The sequence below is a fragment of the Streptomyces griseoaurantiacus genome (genome assembly GCF_036189845.1).
GTDB lineage: Bacteria > Actinomycetota > Actinomycetes > Streptomycetales > Streptomycetaceae > Streptomyces > Streptomyces griseoaurantiacus.
In genome coordinates, this window is sequence record NZ_CP108326.1 from 6862191 (window position 1) to 6886080 (window position 23890).

The 23890-nt window shown below is 73.9% G+C and carries 28 protein-coding genes; 12 read left to right on the forward strand and 16 right to left on the reverse strand.

Features of this window, described 5'->3' with window-relative positions; all coding sequences use genetic code 11:
* Nucleotides 1-12: 12 nt before the first annotated feature.
* Nucleotides 13-255 (forward strand): hypothetical protein, encoded by a 243-nt coding sequence (locus OHB09_RS30145; protein ID WP_006139273.1) that lies wholly within the window; start codon nt 13-15, stop codon nt 253-255.
* An 18-nt stretch (nt 256-273) separates the two neighbouring features.
* On the opposite strand, the gene OHB09_RS30150 is transcribed toward OHB09_RS30145, so the two are convergent.
* The 3 genes from OHB09_RS30150 to OHB09_RS30160 all read right to left on the reverse strand — a co-directional run bounded on the left by OHB09_RS30150 (nt 274) and on the right by OHB09_RS30160 (nt 2225).
* Nucleotides 274-915, reverse strand: coding sequence for a VanZ family protein (locus OHB09_RS30150; protein WP_006139272.1), 642 nt, complete (start codon nt 913-915; stop codon nt 274-276).
* A gap of 119 nt (nt 916-1034) precedes the next feature.
* Nucleotides 1035-1724, reverse strand: coding sequence for a DUF4230 domain-containing protein (locus OHB09_RS30155; protein WP_006139271.1), 690 nt, complete (start codon nt 1722-1724; stop codon nt 1035-1037).
* Between the two features lie 120 nt (nt 1725-1844).
* On the reverse strand, nt 1845-2225 hold the full coding sequence (locus tag OHB09_RS30160; RefSeq protein ID WP_234527323.1) for an anti-sigma factor antagonist: 381 nt from the start codon (nt 2223-2225) through the stop codon (nt 1845-1847).
* Between the two features lie 186 nt (nt 2226-2411).
* Here OHB09_RS30160 and OHB09_RS30165 point away from each other — a divergent pair, with 186 nt between their 5' ends.
* Complete coding sequence (locus OHB09_RS30165) at nt 2412-2804, forward strand: VOC family protein (protein WP_006139269.1); 393 nt, start codon at nt 2412-2414, stop codon at nt 2802-2804.
* Between the two features lie 63 nt (nt 2805-2867).
* Here the strand turns inward: OHB09_RS30165 and OHB09_RS30170 are convergent, their stop codons facing one another.
* Both OHB09_RS30170 and OHB09_RS30175 read right to left on the reverse strand, forming a co-directional pair.
* Nucleotides 2868-3170 carry a DUF4235 domain-containing protein gene (locus OHB09_RS30170; protein WP_006139268.1) on the reverse strand — a complete coding sequence of 101 codons (303 nt, stop codon included), beginning with the start codon at nt 3168-3170 and terminating at the stop codon, nt 2868-2870.
* A 32-nt stretch (nt 3171-3202) separates the two neighbouring features.
* Nucleotides 3203-4225 carry a glutathione S-transferase family protein gene (locus OHB09_RS30175; protein WP_093598120.1) on the reverse strand — a complete coding sequence of 341 codons (1023 nt, stop codon included), beginning with the start codon at nt 4223-4225 and terminating at the stop codon, nt 3203-3205.
* A gap of 134 nt (nt 4226-4359) precedes the next feature.
* Here OHB09_RS30175 and OHB09_RS30180 point away from each other — a divergent pair, with 134 nt between their 5' ends.
* Nucleotides 4360-5346: a cation diffusion facilitator family transporter gene (locus OHB09_RS30180; RefSeq protein ID WP_234527324.1), complete on the forward strand. Its 987-nt coding sequence runs from the start codon at nt 4360-4362 to the stop codon at nt 5344-5346.
* 129 nt (nt 5347-5475) lie between these two features.
* Here OHB09_RS30180 and OHB09_RS30185 read toward each other — a convergent pair whose 3' ends face one another.
* The 4 genes from OHB09_RS30185 to OHB09_RS30200 form a co-directional block, all read right to left on the reverse strand.
* A complete protein-coding gene (locus tag OHB09_RS30185; RefSeq protein ID WP_191891654.1) occupies nt 5476-5931 on the reverse strand; it encodes a Crp/Fnr family transcriptional regulator in 456 nt (151 codons plus the stop codon).
* Nucleotides 5932-6019: 88 nt separating this feature from the next.
* Entirely contained in the window at nt 6020-6829 is an 810-nt protein-coding gene (locus OHB09_RS30190; RefSeq protein WP_006139264.1) for an SAM-dependent methyltransferase, read from the reverse strand.
* 134 nt (nt 6830-6963) lie between these two features.
* The gene (locus OHB09_RS30195) at nt 6964-7209 is read right to left on the reverse strand and encodes a DUF397 domain-containing protein (protein ID WP_040894566.1); all 246 of its coding nucleotides are present in this window, start codon (nt 7207-7209) and stop codon (nt 6964-6966) included.
* A 2-nt stretch (nt 7210-7211) separates the two neighbouring features.
* On the reverse strand, nt 7212-8078 hold the full coding sequence (locus OHB09_RS30200; RefSeq protein ID WP_006139253.1) for a helix-turn-helix domain-containing protein: 867 nt from the start codon (nt 8076-8078) through the stop codon (nt 7212-7214).
* Nucleotides 8079-8580: 502 nt separating this feature from the next.
* Here OHB09_RS30200 and OHB09_RS30205 point away from each other — a divergent pair.
* Nucleotides 8581-9027 carry an ATP-binding protein gene (locus tag OHB09_RS30205; protein WP_191853544.1) on the forward strand — a complete coding sequence of 149 codons (447 nt, stop codon included), beginning with the start codon at nt 8581-8583 and terminating at the stop codon, nt 9025-9027.
* Nucleotides 9024-9548: a DUF6624 domain-containing protein gene (locus tag OHB09_RS30210; RefSeq protein ID WP_191853546.1), complete on the forward strand. Its 525-nt coding sequence runs from the start codon at nt 9024-9026 to the stop codon at nt 9546-9548. The genes OHB09_RS30205 and OHB09_RS30210 overlap by 4 nt, the downstream gene beginning before the upstream one ends.
* A gap of 28 nt (nt 9549-9576) precedes the next feature.
* Here the strand turns inward: OHB09_RS30210 and OHB09_RS30215 are convergent, their stop codons facing one another.
* Nucleotides 9577-10026 carry a nitroreductase family deazaflavin-dependent oxidoreductase gene (locus OHB09_RS30215; RefSeq protein ID WP_006139250.1) on the reverse strand — a complete coding sequence of 150 codons (450 nt, stop codon included), beginning with the start codon at nt 10024-10026 and terminating at the stop codon, nt 9577-9579.
* Between the two features lie 22 nt (nt 10027-10048).
* On the reverse strand, nt 10049-11200 hold the full coding sequence (locus tag OHB09_RS30220; protein WP_191853548.1) for a GDSL-type esterase/lipase family protein: 1152 nt from the start codon (nt 11198-11200) through the stop codon (nt 10049-10051).
* 220 nt (nt 11201-11420) lie between these two features.
* Between OHB09_RS30220 and OHB09_RS30225 the strand changes: the two genes are divergently transcribed.
* The 4 genes from OHB09_RS30225 to OHB09_RS30240 all read left to right on the forward strand — a co-directional run bounded on the left by OHB09_RS30225 (nt 11421) and on the right by OHB09_RS30240 (nt 15854).
* Nucleotides 11421-12656 (forward strand): cytochrome P450, encoded by a 1236-nt coding sequence (locus tag OHB09_RS30225; RefSeq protein ID WP_006139248.1) that lies wholly within the window; start codon nt 11421-11423, stop codon nt 12654-12656.
* A 10-nt stretch (nt 12657-12666) separates the two neighbouring features.
* On the forward strand, nt 12667-12897 hold the full coding sequence (locus OHB09_RS30230) for a ferredoxin (RefSeq protein WP_371787810.1): 231 nt from the start codon (nt 12667-12669) through the stop codon (nt 12895-12897).
* 32 nt (nt 12898-12929) lie between these two features.
* Nucleotides 12930-13493, forward strand: coding sequence for a flavoprotein (locus OHB09_RS30235; RefSeq protein ID WP_328922848.1), 564 nt, complete (start codon nt 12930-12932; stop codon nt 13491-13493).
* A 477-nt stretch (nt 13494-13970) separates the two neighbouring features.
* Nucleotides 13971-15854, forward strand: a complete 1884-nt coding sequence (locus OHB09_RS30240; RefSeq protein WP_328922849.1) for an RICIN domain-containing protein — start codon at nt 13971-13973, stop codon at nt 15852-15854.
* Between the two features lie 9 nt (nt 15855-15863).
* Here OHB09_RS30240 and OHB09_RS30245 read toward each other — a convergent pair whose 3' ends face one another.
* Together OHB09_RS30245 and OHB09_RS30250 are read right to left on the reverse strand one after the other, a co-directional pair.
* The gene (locus tag OHB09_RS30245) at nt 15864-17123 is read right to left on the reverse strand and encodes an arsenic transporter (RefSeq protein WP_093598147.1); all 1260 of its coding nucleotides are present in this window, start codon (nt 17121-17123) and stop codon (nt 15864-15866) included.
* A 167-nt stretch (nt 17124-17290) separates the two neighbouring features.
* The gene (locus OHB09_RS30250) at nt 17291-19714 is read right to left on the reverse strand and encodes an ATP-binding SpoIIE family protein phosphatase (RefSeq protein WP_006139243.1); all 2424 of its coding nucleotides are present in this window, start codon (nt 19712-19714) and stop codon (nt 17291-17293) included.
* Nucleotides 19715-20075: 361 nt separating this feature from the next.
* Here OHB09_RS30250 and OHB09_RS30255 point away from each other — a divergent pair, with 361 nt between their 5' ends.
* Together OHB09_RS30255 and OHB09_RS30260 are read left to right on the forward strand one after the other, a co-directional pair.
* The gene (locus tag OHB09_RS30255; protein WP_040894565.1) at nt 20076-20321 is read left to right on the forward strand and encodes a hypothetical protein; all 246 of its coding nucleotides are present in this window, start codon (nt 20076-20078) and stop codon (nt 20319-20321) included.
* 3 nt (nt 20322-20324) lie between these two features.
* Complete coding sequence (locus tag OHB09_RS30260) at nt 20325-20702, forward strand: toxin Doc (RefSeq protein ID WP_093598153.1); 378 nt, start codon at nt 20325-20327, stop codon at nt 20700-20702.
* A gap of 118 nt (nt 20703-20820) precedes the next feature.
* Here the strand turns inward: OHB09_RS30260 and OHB09_RS30265 are convergent, their stop codons facing one another.
* Nucleotides 20821-21990, reverse strand: coding sequence for a lactate 2-monooxygenase (locus tag OHB09_RS30265; RefSeq protein WP_191853552.1), 1170 nt, complete (start codon nt 21988-21990; stop codon nt 20821-20823).
* A gap of 315 nt (nt 21991-22305) precedes the next feature.
* Between OHB09_RS30265 and OHB09_RS30270 the strand changes: the two genes are divergently transcribed.
* A complete protein-coding gene (locus OHB09_RS30270; RefSeq protein WP_006139239.1) occupies nt 22306-22746 on the forward strand; it encodes a subtilase-type protease inhibitor in 441 nt (146 codons plus the stop codon).
* 249 nt (nt 22747-22995) lie between these two features.
* On the opposite strand, the gene OHB09_RS30275 is transcribed toward OHB09_RS30270, so the two are convergent.
* A complete protein-coding gene (locus tag OHB09_RS30275) occupies nt 22996-23166 on the reverse strand; it encodes a CDGSH iron-sulfur domain-containing protein (protein ID WP_093598255.1) in 171 nt (56 codons plus the stop codon).
* Nucleotides 23167-23224: 58 nt separating this feature from the next.
* A complete protein-coding gene (locus tag OHB09_RS30280) occupies nt 23225-23887 on the reverse strand; it encodes a HemK2/MTQ2 family protein methyltransferase (RefSeq protein ID WP_328922850.1) in 663 nt (220 codons plus the stop codon).
* Between the last annotated feature and the right edge of the window lie 3 nt (nt 23888-23890).

A 23890-nucleotide genomic window follows, 5' to 3' on the forward strand; every position in this document is an offset into this window, starting at 1 on the left:
ACCCTCGAAGACATGACCGAGAGTGCGAGCCCTCACATCTCCTGGCCCCGGATCCTGGTGCTGGGGGTCCAGCCGGGCACGCCGCCCTTCCGTATCGTGCAGATCGACGGCGAGGTCGTCGGTGAGGCCGTGGGCCCCATCGACGTCCTCACGGTCGCCGCGGCGGCCGGCATCTCCGTGCACGACCTCGACGACCCCGAGGTGGTCCGCTGGGTCGGCGGCGACAAGTTCACCTGGACGGTGCGCACGCGGTGACCGCCGACGCCCGGAGGGTCAGCCGGCCGGCTTCGGGCGGGGCCTGCGGGCGTGCACCGCGCGGCCCATGCGGCGGCCCAGCAGCAGGTGGCCGATCAGCGCGCCGGACGTGTTCAGGATGACGTCGTCGATGTCGAAGGCCCGGCCGGTGATCAGCGCGCCCTGCACGAGCTCAACGGCCAGCATCACCAGCGCGGTCACCAGGCAGACCCGCAGCAGGCCGCGGGTGCCGGGGGAGAGCACCGGGAGCAGGAGGCCGAACGGCACGCCGAGCAGGACGTTCCCTCCGATCTGCTTCACGGCGTCGCGCAGGCCCGGCTGCTCGAGGTAGGCGCGCAGGGAGCGGCCCGGGTGCAGATTGCTGTGCGTCAGCGAGACGGAGGCGGGGGAGGGCTCCAGGGTCAGCCGGGCCAGGACGGCGGCGAAGGCGACCATCGCGGTGAAGGCGAGGAGCATCGCGAGCAACCGGAGGGGGAGGGGCAGCGGACGCGGACTCAGGTCCCGGGGGGCGGCGTCCCGGCCCCGGGGCGCGCGGCGCCGGGGTGTGCGTTCCCGGGGCGCGCGGTCCCCGGGCGCCCGGTCCCGGGGCGCGGACGCCGGCTTCCTCGTCAGGCGCCGGGTGCGGGTGGCGTGTCGTAGGCGCTGCGCCATGGTCGTCATTGAGATGCCGTCCCCTCTGCGGTCAACTGCCGCGCTTTCCGGGCCGGTTACCCGGGGTTGGAAGGGTGATGCGGGGGCCGCGCGGCCACTTCCGGCCGTCGGCGGCGCCCCGCCCCCGGTCACTTCCCGTACGTCACGCCGACGTCCTCGAAGCCCAGGGAGTGCAGCAGGCCGTCGAGCATGGCGGTGGTGTTCTCCTCGGCGCGGGCGGTCAGTTCGCTCTCCTTCGCGGCCTCGCCGATGTGCTTGACCGCCAGCTTCTGCACCGCGCGCTCGCTGTTGGGATTGTCGGAGAACAGGTCGCCGAGCCGGTCGAGCAGGCCCCGCTGCTTGGAGACGGCGTACGAGCGGTCGGGGTCGAGGGACGGCTTGCCGAGGGCGGCGTGCGGCAGCCGCAGCGTCGCGGAGGTGCGGTCCTCGTCGACCTTCACGTCACCCTCGCCGAGGCGCCCGAGATCGACGTAGGCGTCGACGGTGCCGGCGCCCACGTACAGCGTGCGGCTGCCGCGGACCGCGTCGGGCAGGAATTTCGCGTCCTTCTCCAGGTCCACGACGACCTGGAAGTTGCCGGACGCGGCCTCGTACCGGCTGAGGTCCTGGATGGACTTGAGCAGGGCGGGGCCGGAGCGGTCGTGGGTCTCCTCGCCGAACAGGTCCCGCAGCCCCGGCAGCACGGCCAGCCGCAGTCCGGCGAAGAGCACGGCGAGCACGGCGACCACGGCGATCAGCGCCCTGGCCCAGCCGGGCATCCGGCGGGCAGGGGCCCGGGCGGGGGAGCGTTCGGAGGTTTCCTTGCTGGACGTCGTCATGTCGACAGTCCTCCCTTCCCCTGCCGGATGCCCGCCAAATGCCTTGGCACAACGCCCGGTTGCCGATCGTCGGGAGGAGCCCCGGCGCATCCGGCCCCAGGAACGGCCGGAGGTCCGGCCTCAGGAACGGCCGGAGGCCGCCCCCGGGGACCCGAGGGCCTCCGCCATGCCGGCGCGCGGCGGCAGCACCTCGGCGACGCCGGTGATCCGCAGCACCCGCAGCGTCAGCGGGTGCGTGCACACCAGGTGGATCCGTCCGCCGTGGTCGAGGACCCGCGACCGGGCGCGGGTGAGCAGCCGCAGCCCGGAGCAGTCGAAGAAGTCCACCTGCCGCAGGTCGATCACGATCCGCGGGGCGGGCCGCTGCGTCACGGCGTCGAGCAGCGGCGTCAGTTCGACGGCCGCCGCGATGTCGATGTCACCGCGGAACTCGAGCACCGTGTACCCGTGTTCCGTGCGGACACGGAGATGCCGGCTCAACGGCGGGGGGTCCTGCTGCACGACGACATCTCCTTCTGGCTGCTCCTGCCCCGCTCTGCAAGTTACCCCGAAGGAGTGAAGTCCAGCATGTTCGATTGACATATGTCGGCCATTTAGCAAGGGAGTTGGCGGGTATCGACGGGGTAGCCGCATCGGGAGGCAGGGCGGACGGCGCGGAGCCCACGCCCGATCCCGTACGGAGGAGACATGGGACAGGTAGTGGCAGGCGTCGTCGTCCTCGACTGCGCCGAACCCGAGAAACTCGCGGCGTTCTACAAGGAGTTCCTGGACGGCGAGGAGAGCGACGCGAGCGCGAACCGGGTCGAGGTGCGCGCCGCCGACGGACTGCGGCTGGCGTTCCGCCGGGACGCCAACGCCACCCCGCCGAGCTGGCCGCGTCCGGAGAACTCCCTCCAGGTCCACCTCGACTTCCTGGTCGAGGACCTGGACGAGGCGGAGCGCCGGGTCGTCGCCCTCGGCGGACGCCCGCTGGAGACCAGGGACGCGCCGGGCCCCTACGAGGAGCGCGGCTACTCCGACCCGGCCGGCCACTCCTTCACCCTGCGCCGCACACCGGACCCCGCGCCGAAGCAGGGCTGAGGAGCGCGCCACGCGCGAGGGGGCGGTTCCGCACCGGAACCGCCCCCTCGCGCGCTCGGTACGTCAGTCCCGGCCGCTCTTCTCCGCCGTCGGCCACACGCCCGTGGAGCGCTCGATCGCCTTCGCACCGGCGCGGTCCGCCGCGCTGCGCACCACCGCGAAGATGGCTCCCTGCACCGCCGCGGCGAGCAGCACCTCGCCCCAGCCGCGGTCCCGGTCCAGCGCGTCGGGCGCGTCGTCCTCGTCCCGGAAGGCCTTCCAGGCGAGCTGGAAGGCCTTCCCGGCCAGCGCACCGCTCACCCAGCCGAGCGCGAAGCCGACGGGCTTGTAGGCGAGCGACAACTGCTGCTTCTTCTTTTTCGCCATGTACTTCTCCTTGATCGGAAAACGGGGTGGTCTCAGGCCCCGGCCGCGGGGACCGCCGGCACTTCCTCGCCCGCGGGCACCGGCCCGGGAGGGGTGCCCTCCCCGAACGGACGGCCGCCCAGCCGCTCACGGTCGTGCGGGGTGTGCCAGCCGTCCAGGTCGGGGCCGAGCGGCACGATGCCGGTCGGGTTGATGCCGGTGTGCACCTGGTAGTAGTGCCGCTTGATGTGGTCGAAGTCGACCGTGTCGCCGAACCCGGGGGTCTGGAACAGATCCCGCGCGTACGCCCACAGCACCGCGTTCTCGGCCAGCTTCCAGCGGTTGCACTTGAAGTGGCCGTGGTACACGGGGTCGAAACGGACCAGTGTGGTGAAGAGCCGGATGTCCGCCTCGGTGATCGTGTCCCCGACGAGGTACCGCTGCCCCGCCAGCCGGTCGGCAAGCCGCTCCAGGCGCCGGAACACCCCGGCGCACGCCTCCTCGTACTCCGCCTGGCCGGTCGCGAAGCCCGCGCGGTACACACCGTTGTTCACGTCCCGGTAGACGCCCTCCATCACCTCGTCGATCTCCTCCCGCAGCGGCTCCGGGTACAGGTCCGGGGCCCCGGGACGGTGCAGGGCCGTCCACTCGGTGGCGAGGTCGAGGGTGAGCTGCTGGTAGTCGTTGGTGACCAGCTTGCCGCTGGGCACGTCCACCACCGCCGGGACGCTGACGCCGCCCGGATGACCCGGCTCGCGGGCCTCGTACGCCTGTGCGAGGTGGCTGATCCCCAGTACCGGGTCGCGGCCGTCGGGATCGAGGGTGAAGCGCCAGCTCCGGTCGTCCTGGAGGGGGTCGGCGACCGCGAGCGACAGGGCGCCCTCGAGGCCCAGCAGCCGGCGCGAGACCAGCGCGCGGCTCGCCCACGGGCAGGCGCGGCTGACCACCAGGCGGTAGCGGCCCGCCTCCACCGGCCATCCCTCCCGCCCGTCGGCCGTGATCCGGTCACTGAAGTGACTGCGGGACCGCTTGAACGGCTTGTGCCCGTAGGCGCGGTTGCCCTCGCCCTCACCCATGCCGTGCTCCCTCCTGCGGCGCGCCCACCGGGGCCCGTCCGCGATGCGTACCGGTACGAGTGCCCTGGCCGACACTGTCCGATTCCCGCCCGGCGCCCCGGTGTGAGACGCCCGCGCACGGGCATTCGGCCACCGTGACAGGGACATCCTCGGACCGTAGGACACGGATCACCGTCTGGGTGGCACTCGCCGCCAATCTTCTGATCGCGGCGGCCAAGGCCGTCGGGGGACTCGTGGCGCACTCCCCTGCGCTGCTCTCGGAGGCCGCGCACTCCGTCGCCGACACGCTGAACGAGGTCTTCCTCCTGGCCGCGCTGCGCCGCAGCCGCCGCCCCGCCGACCGGGAGCACCCCTTCGGCTACGGCAAGGAGCGGTTCTTCTGGTCGCTGCTCGCCGCCGTCGGCATCTTCGTCATGGGCGGCTGCTTCTCCTTCTTCCAGGGCTACGAGGCGCTGCGGAGCGGGGCGGAGGAGACCACGCGGGGCTATGTGACCGGCCTGGTCGTCCTCGCCCTCGCCTTCCTGTTCGAAGGCGCCTCGCTGCTGCGGGCCGTGCACCAGGTGCGCAAGGAGGGCGGCTTCAGCCGGGAGAAGCTGAAGGACCCGGCGCTGCGCACGGTCGTCGCCGAGGACGGCACCGCCGTGCTCGGCGTGACCCTGGCGATGATCGGCATGGCGCTGCACATGGTGACCGGCCAGGTGGCGTACGAGGCCTCGGCCTCCCTCGCCATCGGCGCCCTGCTGGTGTACGTCGCCTACCGGCTCGGCCGCGAGGCCCGCGAGCAGCTCATCGGACAGGCGGCCGACCCCGGGCAGAGCGACCGGATCAAGGAACTGCTGGCCGTGCAGCCCGAGATCGACAGCGTGGAGTCGCTGCTGACCATGCAGATGGGCCCCGACGCCACCCTGGTGGCGGCCCGCGTCGACCTGGTGCCCGGCATGGACAGCGAGGAGGTCGAGGAGGCCGCGGTCCGCATCAAGGGCGAGATCGCCCGGTTGGCCCCGGAGGCGGCCGGCCGGATCTACCTCGACGTCACGGACGCGGCCATGCATGCCGCCGAACGCCGCCGCGGCCGGGCAGCCGAAAGCCCCGCCGCGACGGGGGAGCGCGGCGGGGCCTGACCTACGCGTGCCCGGCCCTGCCCGGGCCATGCGTTCCCCGTACGGAAACATCGCGAGATTCTTCCGGACGGGAGGGGAACCCCGGGACGACGGAGCCCGGACCCGGCGCTTTTGGTGCGGCGGCAGCGCTCAGACCAGCCGGCCGCTGGGGTGCGCGTAGCGCTCGATCAGGGCGCTGCGGGTCATCTCCAGCCGGTGGGCGAGGATGGTGCCGACGGTGCGGGTCAGGGCGAGTTCCAGGGAGGGGTCCCGCTCCCCGAGGGCGGCCACCACCGAGGCGTCGAACTCGTACGCCCGTACGGGACTGAAGGCCTCGGCACCGAAGTCCCACCGGTGCGGAGGGAACAGCCAGGACCAGCCCAGCAGGTCACCGGGCCCGAGCGTGGCCACGGAGATGCGCCGCTCGGCGAGGACGTACTGGTAGAGCGAGACCGTGCCGGAGCGCAGGACCCAGAACCGGTCGGCGACCCCACCGGCCTCGAAGATCCTGGTGTCCTCGGCGAACGCGACCTCGCGCGCCACGGACAGCAGCAGCGCGCGGTGCTCCGGGGAAAGGGCGTGCAGCACCCGGGGCGGAGCGGACATCACGACCTCCGTCACGCAGACAGAACCCCGTCCCCTCCATTGCACACCCGCGCCCGGCGTGGGGCGCGCGGAGCGGCCGGTGCGCCGCTCATCCGCGCTTGAGGGCGACCCCTCCGAAGACGTCCGTCGGCTCCGTCGCGGCGCCCGGCTCGGGCCGCCACAGCGGGCACGAGACGATCCCCGGCTCCAGCAGCTCCAGCCCCTCGTAGAACGCGGCGATCTGCGCGGGGCTGCGCAGCACGTACGGCACCGCACCGGTGTCGTCGTAGCCCTGCTGGGCCTCCTGCAGTGCCGCGTCCGTGTCGGTGCTGTCGTAGTGCACGAAGTAGCTGCCGGGGCAGAGCGCCGCCTGCAGCCGGCGCACGATCGACTTGGCCTCCTCGTAGTCCTGGACGTGTCCGAGGATGCCCATGAGCATCAGCGCGACCGGCTTGTCGAAGTCGAGGATCTTGCCCGCACGCTCCAGGATGCGCTCCGGCTCGTGCAGATCCGCGTCGATGTAGTCGGTGACGCCCTCGGGCGTGCTGGTGAGCAGCGCCTGCGCGTGGCGCAGCACCAGCGGGTCGTTGTCGACGTAGACGATCCGTGACTCGGGAGCCGTGCGCTGTGCCACCTGGTGGGTGTTGTCGTACGTCGGCAGCCCGGTGCCGACGTCGAGGAACTGGCGGACGCCGAGTTCACCGGCCACGTGGGTCACCGTGCGGATCAGGTACTGACGGGAGGCGCGGGCCATCGTCTCGATGTTGGGGGCGGTCTCCCGGTAGGCGTCGCCCGCGATCCGGTCGACCTCGTAGTTGTCCTTGCCGCCCATCCAGTAGTTCCAGATGCGGGCCGAGTGCGGCACCGTGGTGTCGATCTTGGACCATGCCTCCGGGTCGGGGATCGGGCCGTCCGTCATGGGGGTCTCCTGCCGTGCGTCTCGGGTACGTTTCTCAACTTACCGTCAACAGCCTTGCGGGACAGGTGTGTTGACCATGCGGGGGGCGGGGCCGGATCCCGTCCGGCGCCCGGCCCCCGCGAGGTGAACAGGGGCTACGCGACCAGGAAGTCGGCCCGTCCGGACTTGGCGCCCTCGAGGAAGACGATCATCTCCTCCCGGGAGTAGACCAGCGCGGGTCCCTCCGGGTCCCTGGACTGACGGAAGGCGACGCTGCCGTCGGGCAGCCGCTTCGCCTCGACGCAACTGCCGCCGTTCGTACCGCTCCAGGGCTTCTCCCAGCCCTCGGTGCCCAGTTCGCCGGCCGGCATGCCGCTGTAGACGGAACCCTCGGTTGCCATGATCACAACTCCTTACGCAGTTCGGCCAGGATGCTCCTGGTGCGGCGGACCGGCTCCGCCTGCACGGCCATCCGGTCCAGTACCTCTAGGTAGCTGACGACGTCGGAGGGCCGGTCCACGTACGAGGCACCGGCGAGGCTCTCCGTGTAGACGACGTCGGGGAGTTCGGAGAAGCCGAAACGGAAGTGGTGGAAGGGGCCGAAGGCGCCCGGGTGGGCGCCCACTCCGAACCGCATGATCTGGACGCGGACCCTCGGCCGGTCCAGGGCCTCGTCGAGCCGGTCCAGTTGCGCGCGCATCACGTCCGCTCCGCCGACCGGGCGGCGCAGCACCGTCTCGTCCAGGATCGCCCACAGGATCGGCGACTTGGGCCGGTCGAGCAGGTCCTGCCGTCTGACGCGCAGATCGACGCGGCGCGCGATCGCCTCCTCGGAATCGTTGGGGAACCCGGTGCGCAGCAGCGCGGTGGCGTAGTCGTACGTCTGCAACAGGCCGGGCACGTAGTGGGGCTCGTACATGCGGATGACGCTGGCCTCGCTCTCCAGGCTGACGTAGGCCCTGAACCAGTCCGGCAGTACGTCGCGGTAGCCGTACCACCAGCCGGGCTTGTTGGCCTCCCTCGCCATGGTGACGAAGTCCTCGACCTCCTTCGCCGGGACCCCGTAGGCGCGCAGGAGTTCCTTGACGTAGGGGATGCGCAGTCCGACCTCGGCCTTCTCCATCCGGCGCACCGTCAGCGGCGTGACCTCGATGATCCTGGCCGCCTCGTCGAAGGAGAGTCCGGCGCGGTCGCGCAGGTGCCGCAGCCGCTTGCCGAGGACCATCCGCAGGACGGTGGGCGCGCTGCCGGCGGGGCGGTTGTCACTCACGCCTGCCTCCCCGGAACGGCCGTCACCGCGTGCAGTGTGGCACGCGGCGCGGAGGAGGGACAGAGTGATGCCGATAGATCTGAAATTATCAGAACGCAGGTTGCGTACTGAGCTCGTACGCCACCATAGTGACCGAGTGACCTGCCGCACACCGCGTGTGCGGAAGGCTCAACGGCGCCCGTTTCCCGCGGCTCTGACGTGCCGTCGGGGACCGGTGCGGCGCACGCGACCGTGAGGCGAGACCTGGATGGCCACCGTGACCGACGGACAACCGAGGAGCTCGGCCCGGACCTCCGCGGCGGCCGGCGAACAGCCGGCCCCCGCACCGGGAGCGCCCGACCGCGCCCGCGCCTTATTCGTGCCACGCGCGGGCGCACCGCGCGAGGCCCCCGACGGCGGCCCGGAGAAGCCCCGGCAACGGCGGCCCCTGCCGCCCCCGGCCCTGCCGGACGCGGCCGCCGCCCCGCTACGCGCCTCCGCCGCGTCGCCCCCCGTGAAACCCATGGCCCCCACGCGGCCGCACCCGCCCGGCGACAGCCCGCTGCGCTTCACGGTTCCCGCCCACGCCTCCCGTGCCGCGCAGGTACGCCGCAGGGTGACCGAACACCTCGCCCGGCTCGCCCTGCCCGAGGACCTGAGCGACTCCGTGGTCCTCGCCACCGATGAGCTCTTCGCCAACGCCGTCACCCACACGGGTATTCGCGTCCACGACACCGTCACCCTCACGGTGGAACTGATCCGCGGCGCCGTACGCGTCATGGTCGCCGACCCCTCGCCCGTGCCGCCCCTGCCGCGCACGGTCGACGACGGCGCCGAGTCCGGGCGGGGCCTGGCCATCGTCAGCGTGCTCGCCGACGCGTGGGGCATCGCCCCGGCCGAGCCGGGGAAGCCCGGCAAACGGGTCTGGTTCACCCTCGCGCGCCCCGCCGCGCCGGAGGGGACGCCATGACCAGTGCCGTGGCCTGGGCGCTCCCGGCGGCGACGGCCGCCGCGGGACGCGAGCTCCTGCGCCGTGCGGCGGAGGAGCGGGACCTGATGCGCCGGGCCCAGGGCGACCCCGGCGCCCTCGCCCGGCACCGGCTCGCCCGCTGCCGCGCCGAGAACACCGAGGCACTGCGGACGATCGTCGACCGGCACGGCTGGCCCACCGGGCGACTGGTCGGCGAACCCGCCTCGACCGCGGCCCTGATGATCCTGCTGCACGCCCCCGACCTGGCCTTCCAGCTCCGCTGCCGCGACCTGGTCGCCGAGGCCGCCGCCGACGGCCACTGCCCCGCCGTGCACCTCGCCTACATCGCCGACCACTGCGCGGTGGCCCGGGGCGAACCGCAGTTCTACGGGACCCGCGTCAACCCCGTGACGCTGCGGCCGTACCCGGTGCGCTGCCCCGAGACCGTCGACGAGCGCCGCACGGACGTGGGGCTCGCCCCGCTGGAACAGCAGATGGCGGCGCTCCGCCGGGGGGCGTAGCACCGCCGTCCGCGTGGCGACCGGAGAGTCAGTGGCCTCCGTCGCGCTCCAGCACGAACACCGGGATCTCCCGGTCCGTCTTCTTCTGGTAGTCGGCGTACGCGGGATACGCGGCGACCGCGCGCTCCCACCACTCGGCCTTCTCCTCGCCCGTGAGCTCCCGGGCCGTCATGTCCTGCCGGACCGGGCCGTCCTGCAGCGTCACACGGGGGTCCGCGAGGACGTTGTGGTACCAGACGGGATGCTTGGGGGCACCGCCGAGGGAGGCGACGACGGCGTAGCGGCCCTCGTGCTCCACGCGCATCAGCGGGGTCTTGCGGAGCTTGCCGCTGCGGGCGCCGCGGGTGGTCAGGATGATGACGGGCAGGCCCGTGTCCCCGAGCGTCGTGCCCTCGGTACCGCCGGAGCTCTCGTACAACTCGACCTGTTCGCGCACCCACTGCGTCGGACTGGGCTCGTACTCACCCTCAAGAGGCATGGGTCTCCGTTCCTCGTAGGTGTCACGATTCAACATGATCGCGGACGTGGTTGTTCCGCCCGCCACGCGGAGCGGCGGGGCCGGCCCCGGGGCACCGCCGGACGTGCGGGGCCACCGCGCGGGCGAGCGCGGCCATGCCGGCGTCGTTCGGGTGCAGACCGTCCCCGCTGTCGTACGCGGGGTGCAGCCGCCCCGTGTCCCGCGGGTCCCGCAGGGCCGTGTCCACGTCGGCCACGGCGTCGAACACCCCGCCCGCCCGCAGCCGTCCGTTCACCTCCCGGCGTACCGCGTCCCGTGCCCGGTCCAGCTCCCGCGTCGGCGGCAGGGTGCAGCCCACCACCCGTATCCGGGCCGCCCGGGCCGCCCGTGCCAACTGCCGGTACCCCTCCAGCAGCTCCTCGGCCGTCACCGCCGTGCCCTCCGGTTCCCGCCCGCCGAGCAGGTCGTTGACGCCGAGGAGGACGACCGCCGTGCGCACGCCCGGCTGCCCGAGCACGTCCCGCCCGAACCGCCGCACCCCCGCCGGGTCGGTCCAGTCGGAGAGCAGCCGGTTGCCCCCGATCCCGGCGTTGACGACCGCGAGCCCGTCCGGACGCAGCAGGTCGGGCCAGCGCCGGTTGGCGTCGACGGTGGAGTGCGCGCCGTCCGTGATCGAGTCGCCGAAGGCCACCAGGGTCCCCTCCGCCCCGGCGGGGACGACGGTCAGCCCGGCCAGCACGTACCAGGAGCGCAACCCCGGCTCGGTGAACCCGTCGAGCCCGGGCGCGAGGGTGAGATCGCCGGAGCGCGGCGGTGAGAGGTGCGTGGTGGCGAAGGCGTCCCGGTGGTGGGTCGTGGGCCCGGTGGCGTCCGGCAGATACAGGCTCACCGTCAGGTCCCGGCCGCCTTCCACCTCGACGGGCAGCACGTCGGTGAGCACTTCCCGGCCAGGGCCGAGCATCGCCTTCGGCGACCCGCCGACGGTGACGGGCCTCGGCCGGGCCCCCTCCACCGCCACGGAGAGCGCGCCCACGGTCAGTTCCCCGGTGCCGTACAGATGGGACAGCCGCAGCCGCGCCCGGCTCCCCGAGGCGGTGGGGCGGACGACCATGCGCAGGGTCTGATCGCGGAAGGACCGCCCGAAGGGCATCGGGGCGGCCCCCCACACGGCGACGGTCCGGGCGGTGCTGCTCATGACCCGGGACTACCCGGTATCGGCGGGTGAACGCGTCCGCCCGTTCGGCCCGCGCACCCGTCCGCCGTACGCCCTTTCACCCGTGCGGCTTCGGCCAGTTCCCGCCGGCCGGGTGGTCTGGCCGAACTTTCCGGTGACCTGATGGTCGCCTCAGGCATCCAATGAACGGGCGTCCCCCCGACGCACGGCAAGGGCGAGTCTTCGCATGCGAGGTTCCTTCATGACGCACTCCACTGCCCACGAGGCAGCACCCCTCGACGCTTCCCAGGACGTACGGGTCCGCTTCCCCCAGGACCGCACGTGCCCCTACCATCCGCCCGCCGGCTACGCCCCCCTGCGCGAGCAGCGGCCGCTGGCCCGCGTCACCCTCTACGACGGCCGCCCCGTCTGGCTGGTCACCGGCCACGCCACCGCGCGGGCCCTGCTCGCCGACCCCCGGCTCTCCGCCGACCGCACCCGGCCGGACTTCCCGATGCTCAACGCGCGCATCGCGACCGTCCGCCGCAGGCGCCGCTTCCCGCTCCTCGGCGTGGACGACCCCGAACACCGCACCCAGCGCCGCATGCTCCTCGCGCACTTCACCCTCAAACGGGCCACCGCGCTGCGCCCGCGCATCCAGGAGACCGTCGACCGGCTGCTCGACCGCATGGCGGCGGCCGGATCCCCCGTCGATCTGGTGAGCGCCTACGCGCTGCCACTGCCCTCGACCGTGATCTGCGCCCTGCTCGGCGTCCCCTACGCCGATCACGAGTTCTTCGAGGAGCAGTCCCGCAGACTGCTGCGCGGCCCCGCCGCGGCCGACGTCGAGGACGCCCGCGACCGGCTCGACGCCTACCTCGGCGCGCTCATCGACCGCAAGCGCGAGGAACCGGGCGAGGGCATCCTCGACGAACTCGTCGCCGAGCGGCTGGAGAGCGGCGAGATCGACCGGGAGGACCTCGTCTCGCTGTCGGTGCTGCTGCTCATCGCCGGGCACGAGACGACCGCCAACATGCTCTCCCTCGGGACGTTCACCCTGCTGCGGAACCCCGCCCGCCTGGCCGAGCTGCGCGCCGACCCCGGGCTCGTCCCCGCGGCCGTCGAGGAACTGCTGCGCTTCCTGTCCATCGTCGACGGGCTCACCCGGGTCGCCACCGAGGACGTCGAGGCCGCGGGGGAGACGATCCGGGCCGGCGAGGGCGTGGTGTTCTCCAACGCCGTCGTCAACCGGGACGCGGACGCCTTCCCCGGCGGCGACTCCCTCGACTGGCACCGCTCGGCCCGCGGCCACCTCGCCTTCGGTTTCGGCATCCATCAGTGCCTCGGGCAGAACCTCGCCCGCGCCGAACTGGAGATCGCCCTGCGCTCGCTCCTGGAGAGGTTCCCCGGGCTGCGGCTCGCCGCGCCCCCGGAGGAGATCCCGCACAAGCCGGGAGACACCATCCAGGGGATGGTCGAACTCCCCGTGGCCTGGTGAGGAGGCACCCATGACGAACGAGGGCACGCTGCACGTCAGCATCGACCACGACGTGTGCATCGGCGCCGGCCAGTGCGCGCTGACCGCGCCCCGCGTCTTCACCCAGGACGACGAGGGCTACGGCACCGTGCTGCCCGGCCGACGCGACGGCGGCGGCGACCCCCTGGTCCGGGAGGCCGCCCGGGCCTGCCCGGTCGGCGCCGTGGCGGTGCGCGGCGTCCCGGGCGGCGACGCGGGGTGAGCCGCGGCTGAGCGGATGAGTAGGGTTCCCGGGTGACTGCACAGGCCGCCGGCCCCGGGAAGCCCTTCCTCTACGTCGTCGTGTGCGCCGCCGGAGTCGCCTCCGGCGTGGCGGAGCTCATCGCCGCGGCGCAGGAGCGCGACTGGGAGGTCGGCGTCCTCGCGACCCCCCTCGCCCTGGGCTTCTTCGACACCGCCGCCGTCGAGGCGCGCACCGGACGCGTGATCCGGTCCGCCTGGCGGCTGCCGGGCGAACCGCGCCCCTTCCCGCCGCCGGACGCCGTGGCCGTCGCCCCGGCCACCTTCAACACGCTCAACAAATGGGCGGCCGGCATCTCCGACACCCTCGCCCTCGGCACGCTCAACGAGGCGTACGGGCTCGGCGTCCCCATCGGTGTGCTGCCCTGCGTGGGCGAGGCGCTGGCCGCCCACCCCGCCTACGCGGCAAGTCTGCGGCGGCTGCGCGGGATGGGGGTGCGGTTCGCCGACCCGTACGGCGCGACCGGCGGCACGGACCGGCCGGTCTTCGGCTGGGAAGGAGTGCTGGACCTGCTCCCGCAGCCGCCCGGGCGGGGGAGCACGGGAAGAAGCGGGTGAGAAGAGCGTGCGCACGGTCACAGGCGCACTCCTCGGGTCCACTTCGCGAGGACACCGGCGCCTTTTCGCGAAACGTTCCGGTGACGTTCCGCCGACTCCCTGAATTCCTGTCGACAAGGCACGATATGGCGCGTCCGATTCGGTCAATCGCCCCGTACGGACCGCGCTGTTGACAATAAGTCAACCAACTCGGAGTTCAGGGGGAGGGGCTCGGCCCCGGTAAAATGAGCCCCTGTCTTGTTACTGCTCGCCGCCGTGTGCGAAGGTGTGGGGCGCCGACGTGCGGACAATTCCCATTCCGCCGGACGCGCCCGGTACGCCGTTCCCTTCCCCCTCGGGAAAAGCGGTCGTGATCGCGCGTTCGAGAGGGCGAAAAACGCGGACGGATGCGAGCGCTCCCCGCGAGACGGTCGGCCGGGCGAAGCGTCATCGGTCCGTACCTGGTCTCGCGCCCAGGGGCTGTGGAGGAAAGTGAACGTGAACGACGGGGCCGTGCCGCATTCCCCCGGGCCCGGCGTGCCGCGCGAGGTGCCCGACGCGGAACTCGCCGCCGAGCTCAAGAAGTCCGGCGGTGAAGGTCCCGTCCACCGGCCGGTCGAGGAACTGCTCGCCCGGCACGGAGAGGCCGTGTACACCTACGCGCGCCTGTGCGTGACTGGGGCCCACCCCGCCGGAATGCTCACCACCGCCGCCTTCACCCGCCTGTTCGAGAACACGGGGCGGCAGGGCGGACCCTCGGCGGCGTGGCGGCCGGCCCTGCTGGTCACCGTCGGCCGGATCGCGGAGGAGTGGGCGGCCGACCACCGGCGCGACATGCTCCACCCCGACCTGCGCTCCGGGACCGGCGGTGCGGCGGCCCGGCTGCGGCCGCCCGGGAACAGGCGGCTCGTGTCCGCCGCCTTCCAGCGGCTCGCCGAACCCGCGCGGTGCCTGCTGTGGCACATGGAGGTGGAACGCGAGGAGGCCGAGGTGCCCGCCGCGCTCCTCGGTATCGACACGGGCGACGTCCCGGTGCGGCTCGCCCGGGCCAGGGCCCGGCTGCGGGACGCCTGCCTGGAGATCCACCGGGAGACCGCCCCCCGGGACGACTGCCGGCGCTTCGCCCGGCTGCTCGACGTCGCCCTGCGGCGCGGGGACCGGGTCCTCGACCCCGACCTGCTCTTCCACATGGACGGCTGCGCGCACTGCCGGGGCGCCGCGGAGCAGCTCGACGGCTTCGACCAACGGCTGCCCGTCCTGCTCACCGAGGGGGTCCTCGGCTGGGCCGCACGCGCCTACCTCGACACCCGGGGCCCCCGGGAACCCGAGCCGGCGCCCCCCAGGGTGCCGAGCGCGATCGACACGCGCATGGACTTCACGGCCCCCGAAGCGGTGCCGGGACCCACCGTTCCCCGCCCGCGTACACGGGCGCGCACGGCCGCCGCCACCGTGCGCGCCCTCGCCGACCGCCTCCGCACCACCGCACCCCGCCCCCGCCGCCCCGCCCGGCACACCCCCGCCGAACGGGACCCGGCGGAGGGCCCGCCGGGGGAGGGGACGGCCAACGGGGACACACCGGCGCCGCGGGCGCCCGCGGACGCCACGGCCGTGGCCGCGCCCGCCGTGGCCGCGCCCGCCCGGCACCGGTCGCGGCGCCGCGCTCCCGCCGGCGCGTGGCGCGGCCCGCTCGGCGTGGGGGCGCACCGTTTCGGGAAGACGCCGGCCGGACATCGCGAACCGCTCCTCGTGATCGGCCTGGTGGGGGCCTGCGTCCTCGTCCCGCTGCTCGCCTGGACGGTGCTGGGAACCGGCGGGGGAGCGGGCGGCACGACGGAGGAGTCCGGGGACACGGAGTCCTCCCCGCCGCCCTGGGCCGGGACGGCCGCCGACGCCTCCGGCGGCACCGGGGGCACCTTCCGGGGCCGGCTGCGCAACGCGGGCGACGGGCTCTGCCTCGACGTGCACGGCGGGAAGGCCGTGCCCGGCGCCGAGGCGGTCCTCGCCGACTGCGGCTCCGCCCGCACCCAGCGCTGGGCCTACGAGGACGACGGCCGCCTGCGCAGCCTCGCCGGACCCTCGCTCTGCCTCGACTCCCGCCTCGGCTACTCGGTCGTCCTCGCCCCGTGTCCCGACGGCTCCGCGCCCCGGGCCGGGGACGTCCGGTACGACTTCACCCCGCAGGGCGGCCTCGTGCCGCGCCGGGACCAGGACCTGGCCCTCGCCCCGGCCGCCCCCGGGGCCGCGCCCGGCCAGGGCACCGCTCTCGTGCTGAAGCCCCGCGCGAAGGGCGGGGCGGAGCAGCGCTGGCAGGCCGACCCCGAGGGCACCCCGCGCACGCAGTCCGTCAACTGGGGCGCCGAGGGCACGCCCGGGGACCGCTGAGCCCCGGCCTCAGCCGCCGAACCACCGGAGCGACAGCCACAGCGCCGTCGTCGCCGGCACCAGCGCCGCGGGCACGGTGAGCAGCCCGAGCCGGGTGAACTCGCCGAGGTCGACTCCGTGGTCGTGCTGGTGCAGGATGCGCCGCCACAACAGGGTCGCCAGCGAACCGGCGTAGGTGAGGTTCGGGCCGATGTTGACGCCGAGCAGCACGGCCAGCACGGGTCCGGTGCCGCCCGGGGCCACCAGCGGCAGCAGCACCAGGACCGCGGGCAGGTTGTTGATCACGTTGGCCAGCAGCGCGGCCAGGGCCGCCACACCGAGCAACGCCGCCCAGCCGGAGCCGTCCGGCAGCAGATGCCCCAGCGCGTCGGCGAGCCCGTTGTCGACCACGGCCCGTACGACCACGCCCAGCGCGAGCACGAAGGCGAGGAAACCCGGAGCCGCCGCCCGCACCACGGTGAGCGGGGTCGTGCGCCGGCGCACCAGCGCGCGCACGGACAACAGGAGCGCTCCCGCCAGTGCCGACCACGCCGGGTCGATGCCGAGGACGGACGCCACGACGAAGCCGGCCAGCGTGCCGGCCACGGTGAGCAGCGCGAACATCGGCATCGGCGGTGGCTCCCCGCCGTTCGCGCCGTCCGCGGCGGCCGTCCCGAGGTCCCGGCGGAAGAAGCGCCGGAAGACGGCGTACTCGGCGGCGATCGCCACCAACCAGGGCAGCGCCATCAGTGCGCCGAAGCGGACGAAGCCGATCCCGGCGGCGGTGAACGCGAGCAGGTTGGTGAGGTTGGAGACCGGCAGCAGCAGCGAGGCCGTGTTGGACAGATGGGTGCAGGCGTAGACGTGCGGTTTGGGGCGCACACCCATGTGGGCGGCGGTAGCGAAGACCACGGGGGTGAGCAGCACCACGGTGGCGTCCAGGCTCAGCGCCGCGGTGATCGCGGAGGCGAGCGCGAAGACGGCCGTGAGCAGCCGGCCGGGCCGGCCCGCCGCCCAGCGCGCGGTCCACGCGCCGCAGGCGCGGAACAGGCCCTCCTCGTCGCAGAAGCGGGCGAGGACGAGGACGGCGGCGAGGAAGCCGACGACGGGCGCGAGGTGGGAGATCTCGTCCGCGGCGTGCCGCGGGGAGAGGGCCCCGGTGGCGACGGCCAGGGCGGCGGCGGGTACGGCGACGACCGCCTCCGGCCAGTTGAACGGCCTGGCCACCGCACAGGCGAGGACGGCGGCGAGAAGGAGGACGGACAGCGTTTCGGCGAGCGGGGTGTTCAGGGACGGCCTCCGGCGGCGGTGGGGCGCGGGTCTGCCCGCACGCCCCCCATTTTCCCGCTTCGGGCGCCCTCATCCGTCACGCGGCACCGTGTGACCTGCCACGACCCGTCCGCCCCGGCGCGGCCCGCGGGCGGGCCCGCCGGCGCCTCACCCTCTCGGCGGAGGGGTCACCACCCTTCCAGCAGTGCCATCTCCGCCCAGATCGTCTTGCCGTCCGGGGTGTGCCGGGTGCCCCAGCGCTGGGTGAGCTGGGCCACCAGGAGCAACCCCCGCCCGCCCTCGTCGTAGGTCTTGGCGCGCCGCAGATGCGGTGCCGTCGGACTGGCGTCCGAGACCTCGCAGATCAGGATGGCGGCGTCGTGGATCAGCCGCAGCCGGATCGGCCGCTCCCCGTAGCGGATCGCGTTGGTGACGAGTTCGCTCACCACCAGTTCCGCCGTGAACGCCGTCTCCGTCAGCCGCCAGCGTTCGAGCTGCCCCACCACCTGCTTGCGGATCGCCGCGACCAGCGAGGGGTCCGCCGGGATGTCCCAGGTGGCGACCTGCGCGGCGGGCAGCCCCCGGGTGCGGGCCAGCAGCAGCGCCACGTCGTCGGCGGCCCCGCCGGCCGGCAGGAGCGCGTGCAGCACCCGGTCGCACGCCGCGTCGAGCGAGTCGGCCACGGCGTCGGGGGACGCCGCCTCGGGCCCCGGCGGCGGGGGCAGCGCCTCGCACAGCAGCCGCTGACTCGTCTCCGGGTCCCGCTCCCGGCTCTCCACCAGGCCGTCGGTGTACAGCCCCAGCACCGTGCCCTCGGGCAGCTCGACCTGGACCGCCTCGAAGGGCAGTCCGCCGAGACCCAGCGGTGGCCCGGCCGGCAGGTCGATGCTGCGGGCGGGCCCGCCCCCGGGCGGCACCATCACCGGTGGCGGATGCCCGGCGCGGGCCATCGTGCACCGCCGCGAGACCGGGTCGTACACCGCGTACAGACAGGTCGCCCCGACCTCCCCGGTCGTGCCGTCCTGTCCGCTCTCCACGGACAGCCGCAGCACCAGGTCGTCGAGGTGGGTCAGCAGCTCGTCGGGGGCCAGGTCGATGTCCGCCAGGGTGCGGACCGCGGTGCGCAGCCGGCCCATCGTGGCCGAGGCGCGGATGCCGTGCCCGACGACATCGCCGACGACCATGGCGACCCGCATCCCGGACAGCGGGATCACGTCGAACCAGTCGCCGCCGACCCCGGCCCGGGCGGCCGGGAGATAGCGGGAGGCCGCCTCCACCGCCGCCGTCCGGGGCAGCCGCTGGGGCAGCAGACTGCGCTGCAGGGCCAGGGCGGTCTCCCGCTCCCTGGAGTACCGGCGGGCGTTGTCGATGCACACGGCGGCCCGCGCGGTGACCTCCTCGGCCAGCAGCACGTCGTCCGGGGTGAACGCCTCGGGCCGGTGGAAGCGGCTGAGGACGGCGACCCCGAGGGTGCTGCCGCGGGCCTGGATCGGCACCGACATCGAGGAGTGGATGCCGAGCGCGCGGACCCACTCCGCCCGCTCCCGGCTCTCGCCGAGCCACTCGGTGAGGGTGGCCGTGGGGTCCCCGGCCAGGACGGTGTCCCCGGTGGTCAGGCACGTGGCCTGCGGGGAGGAGGGCGGATAGCGCCGGGTGCCGCCGGGGGTCGCGACCACCTCCGGCACGTCCGGCGTCACCGAGCGGTGCGCGACGCGGCGCAGCACGACCGGCAGGGTGAGGGAGACGGGGGAGGGGTCGCTGCCGTCCTCCGGTGGGTCCAGCAGGTCGATGCTGACGAAGTCGGCGAGCGTCGGCACGCAGACCTCCGCCAGTTCCTGGGCGGTGCGGGCCACGTCGAGGGTGGTGCCGATGCGCACGCTCGCCTCGTTGACGAGCTGCAGCCGCTTGCGGGCCAGGTGCTCCTCGGTGAAGTCGTGCATCGTCAGGCACACGCCCCGCACGAGGCCCCCGTCGTCGGTCACCGGGGCCACCCGGAAGAGCCAGGCGCTGTCCCGCCCGGCCACGTCGGGGGAGACGAGGGTGCGGATGTCCTCGGCGCGGCCGGTGGTGAGGACGCGGAACATGTCCCGCTCGATCTGGTCGCTCTCCCGGCGGCCGCCGATCTCGGAGGGGCGCAGTCCCCGCACACGGTCCTCCGGCACGCCCATCGTCCGGGACATCGCCGGGTTGAACCGGCGCAGCCGCAGCCGTTCGTCGTAGACGGCGGTGGCGCACGGGGACTGGGCCAGCGCCGTCCGGGCCAGCGGGTCGTCCTCGGGGAGCGGCGCGGTGTCCTCGAGCGGTGTCACCACCAGCCAGTGGCCGGGGCCGTCCTCGCCGGCCGGGCGGTGGTGGGCGAGGACCCACACGGAGACGGTGTGCCCGTCCCGGTGGCGCAGCTCCAGGACGCCGTCGAGGCGGTGGGGGAGGGGCGCGGGGAGGAGCGGGGCGGCGGGGTCGGCCAGGAGGGCGGCGGCGGGGCGTCCCACGACCTCCTCGGCCGTGTGGCCGAGCAGGCGCCGTGCGCCCTCGTTCCATTCCCGCAGCGTGCCGGCGTCGTCGACGACCGCCCGCGCCGTGGCGGCGTCGTCGTGCGGGTACTCCGGGCTCATCCTCGCCACTTCCTTGCGCACACTCCGAGTGAACAGGGGCGTCACACGTCGTACCCAGGTTAGAGCCTGTGCTGTGGATCAGCCTTGCAGGGCCCTTGACGGGGGCATGGCAGACCTGCGCGCACCCCGTTCGTCCATGATCGGCGGCTCCTCCCTCTCCGGGCTTCGCAGGGCTTCGCAGGGCTTCTCCGGGCTTCTTCTGGCTCTCCACCGGTGGCGGCCGCCCCGGCCGCACGCCTCCGTACCCGGTCGACCGGTCCGAGGGCTTCGCGGGGGTGGGCGCCGGGCACCGGGTACCGGGATGCACCCGCTCCTACCAGCGGATATTTACGGGTAAGTACCTTCGGAGTACCGTAAGCGCATGCCAGCGTTGAATGTGGAGTTCAGCGAGCGTGAGCTCGAGGACCTCCGGCAGATCGCCAAGGAGCGCGGTACGTCGATGAAGGCACTCGTGCGCGAGGCGGCAGCCGCCGACATCGCCCGGCACCGGGCACTGCAGGAGGGCGCGGAGGCGTTCCGCCGCTTCTTCACCGCCCACGCCGCGGAGTTCGCCGCCGCCTTCCCCGAGGACGAGTCACCCAGCGGAAGCGAGGGGCGGGACGCCTGACCGATGCCACCGGACCTCCATATCGATGTGCCCTGGCTGCTCCAGCGCCATGAAGAGGTGCTGCCGGACCAACCCCTCGTCAACGACTTCTCGGCGCTGGTCGCCGCGGTCGCGCGGCACCGCGTCGACCCGCCACGGCTCGGTGTGGACTCCGACCCGGCGTGGCGGGCGGCGGCCCTGCTGCACACGCTGGCCCTGCTCAAGCCCCTGCCGTCCGCGAACGCGCGCTTCGCCTGCGCGACGGCCGTGGCGTACATGTTCGCCAGCGGGGTCGGCATCGATCCGCCCTACGGGGCGCTGGTGGATCTCGTACGGGAACTGATAGCGGGCAAGGCCGACGTGTACGCGGCGGCGGACCGGCTGCGCTCCTGGCAGATCTGAGGCCGGTCCCGGCGGAGCGGGGGCCGGTAGCGAGGGGTGCGGGGGGGCGGTGGTCCCCGCGGGACAGGCCGGGGCCGAAGGGGGCCGGGCCGGTCGCGCCCGCCTCGCCCCCCGTGCCCTACAGCGGCGCCTGGGTCAGCACCTCGCGGGTCAGCGTGCCGACACCGGCGTGGCCCGACAGGGCCAGTGTCAGGTCCAGTTCCGCCAGCACGCAGCGCAGGACGTGCTCGACCCCGGCCTGGCCGTCCAGACCCAGTCCGTACGCGTACGGGCGGCCCAGCAGCACCGCCTCGGCGCCCAGGGCCAGGGCCTTGACCACGTCGTCCCCCGTGCGGATCCCGCTGTCGAACAGGACCGTCAGCCGGTCCCCGACCGCGGCGGCCACGGCCGGCAGCGCGTCGGCCGCCGCCAGGGACCCGGCCACCTGCCGGCCGCCGTGGTTGGAGACGACCACGCCGTCCATCCCGGCCTCGGCCGCGAGACGGGCGTCGTCCGGGTGCAGCACGCCCTTGAGGACGATCGGGCCGTCCCAGTTCTCCCGCAGGAAGGCCAGGTCCGGCCAGGTCTTGCCCGGGTCGGCGAACATGTTCACGAAGTGCAGCACGGCCGCGTCGGGGTCCTCGTGCACCGGCTTGGCGAGCCCCGCCGCGAACGCCGGGTCGGTGAAGTAGTTGGCGGTGCCCACGCCGCGCAGGAACGGCAGGTACGCCTGGTCCAGGTCGCGGGGCCGCCAGGCCAGCAGCGGGGTGTCCAGCGTGACGAACAGCGCCGTGAAGCCCGCGGCCTTCGCCCGCCGGAGGAAACTCCGGGTGACCTCGCGGTCCTTGGCCCAGTAGAGCTGGAACCAGCGCTCGCCCTCCCCGGAGGCCTTCGCGACCTCCTCCAGCGGGGTGCTGGAGGCCGAGGACAGCGTGAACGGCACCCCGAGGGCCGTGGCGGCGCGGGCGGCCGCGGACTCCGCCTCCGGGTGCATGATCGACAGCACGCCGACGGGGGCCAGCGCGAGCGGAGCGGGCAGCGGGCGGCCCAGCACCTCGACCGAGAGATCCCGTTCGTGCACGTCCCGCAGCATCCGGGGCACGATCCGGTGGCGCTCCAGCGCCGCGCGGTTGGCCCGCGCCGTGCTGCCGTCCCCGGCGCTGCCCGCCACGTAGCCGACCGGACCGGGGCCGAGCCGCCGCTCGGCCATCTCCTCCAGCCGCGTGAGATCGGTGGGCAGCCGGGGCACGGCTCCCGTCATCCCGTTGAGGTAGATCTCGTACTGGAAGTCCGCCCAGTGCCGCGTCATCCGTACCTCTCGCCTCTCTTTCCGCCGTCGAAGCGGAATGTTTCAGGCCGATTGACCAACCGCCGCAATCTCGCCACCTTGGCGATCCCGACACCCTACGGCGGCTCTGTTGAGGGGGACACGTGTGCGAGCAGCGTGACTTCGCGCCACTGATTCAATACTCAAAGTTACTGAAAAGTGTGGGGCCGATGTGTGTTTTCGATGGGCGTTCGACAGACTCACGCTCGCCGAACCGGCACCCGGCCGGCCGGCTCCGAGGCCCACACGCTCCCGGAGCCGCACCCGGTCGTCCGATCGAGCGGAAGGATGCACACGATGCCGAGCCCCGCACGCTGGACAGCGGCCCTGACCCTGAGCGCGGCCGCGGTCTGCGGGCCCCTGGCGCTGCCCGCCGCGGCGGCCCACGCCGCGCCCGCCGGCCCCGCCTCGCTCTACGCGCCCACGGCGCTGGTGCTGAGCGTGGGCCACGGCGAGCGGGCGGCCGACGCCACCGCCGAGCGCGCCGTCACCCTGAGTTGCGCGCCCACCCCCTCGGGCACGCACCCGGCTCCGGCGGAGGCCTGCGCCGAACTGAGAACCGTCGACGGCGATCCGGCGTCTCTCAGCCCGGGGGACGGTGTCCTCTGTACGAAGGAGTACGACCCGGTGGTGGTCACCGTGGAGGGGGTATGGCGCGGCAAGCGGCTCTCCTACGAGCGGAGCTTCGCCAATCCGTGTGTGAAGAACGCGTACGGCCCCGCCGTCTTCGCGTTCTAGTCCCTTGAGCCGGTGTCCGCCTCGGAGACTGTTCCGTCGCGCAGGACACCGCGGAGCTCGGGACCGTGTGACCCCGTGAGCGTGGTTCGGGGGTTCGTGACTGGGGAGTAACGCACCTCCGTCACGGTGTCACGCGGTCCCGTACGGGGGCCGGTCGGGCAATGTGGGGTTGCCGGCCGGCCCCCGCATTCATGCGCGGGGGACAGTGGGCCCCTCCGCCGCATGGGGGGACTGTCCGCGCGGGCGGGCTCACTCCGGCGTGCGGGCGCGGCGGCGGTGGCTGGTGTCGCACCAGGGGAAGCGCCTGCTCCGCCGGCAGGTGCACAGGGCGACCCGGAAGCGGTCCGAGGACACCACCGTGCCGTCCTCCGTCTCGACCTCCACCGGGCCCTCCATCAGGATCGGCCCGGTGCGGCCCATGGTGATGCGGCGCGGGGCGCCGGACGCGGTGCCCCCGCCGTCCTGCGGGCACGGCCCGTCAGCGCTGTCGTACGGCACGGATCACCACCAGCTCCTCCTTCTCGCCCATGGCCGGGTCATCGGCCAGCAGGCCGCGCTCGCGCAGCCAGGCCCGCCGCTCCCTGAGCACCGGCCCGAAGGCCACCCAGCGGCGGTCCGCGACCTCCGGCGCCAGGCCGGCGGCGCGCAGTTGCTCCAGGGTCCGCTCGGGGCCGCTGAGCACCGAGTGCACCAGGAGCAGCACGCCACCGGGCCGCAGCAGCTTCGGTGCCTGCCCGCAGATGCGGTCCAGGACCAGACGCCCGTCGTGGCCCGCGTCCCAGGCCCGCGCCCGGCCCCGGGGTTCCTGGTGGCCGTGCGGGGTGGGGACGTACGGGGGATTGGCCAGGACCAGGTCGAAGGTCTCGCCGGCCACCGGCGTGAACAGGTTGCCGCGCAGCGCGCGGATCCTCAGACCGGCCCGCCAGGCGTTGAGACGGGCCGCGTACACCGCGCGACGCGACACGTCCACCGCCGTCACACGGGCGCCCCGGCGTGCGGCGACCAGGGCGAGGGCGCCCGAGCCGGTGCCCACGTCGAGTACGAGGGCGTCCGGTGCGAGCGGCTCGTCGGACAAGGCACCGGCCAGGAGGGCCGTGTCGTCTTGCGGGGCGTAGACACCCGGGAGAACCAGAGGTTTCACGGA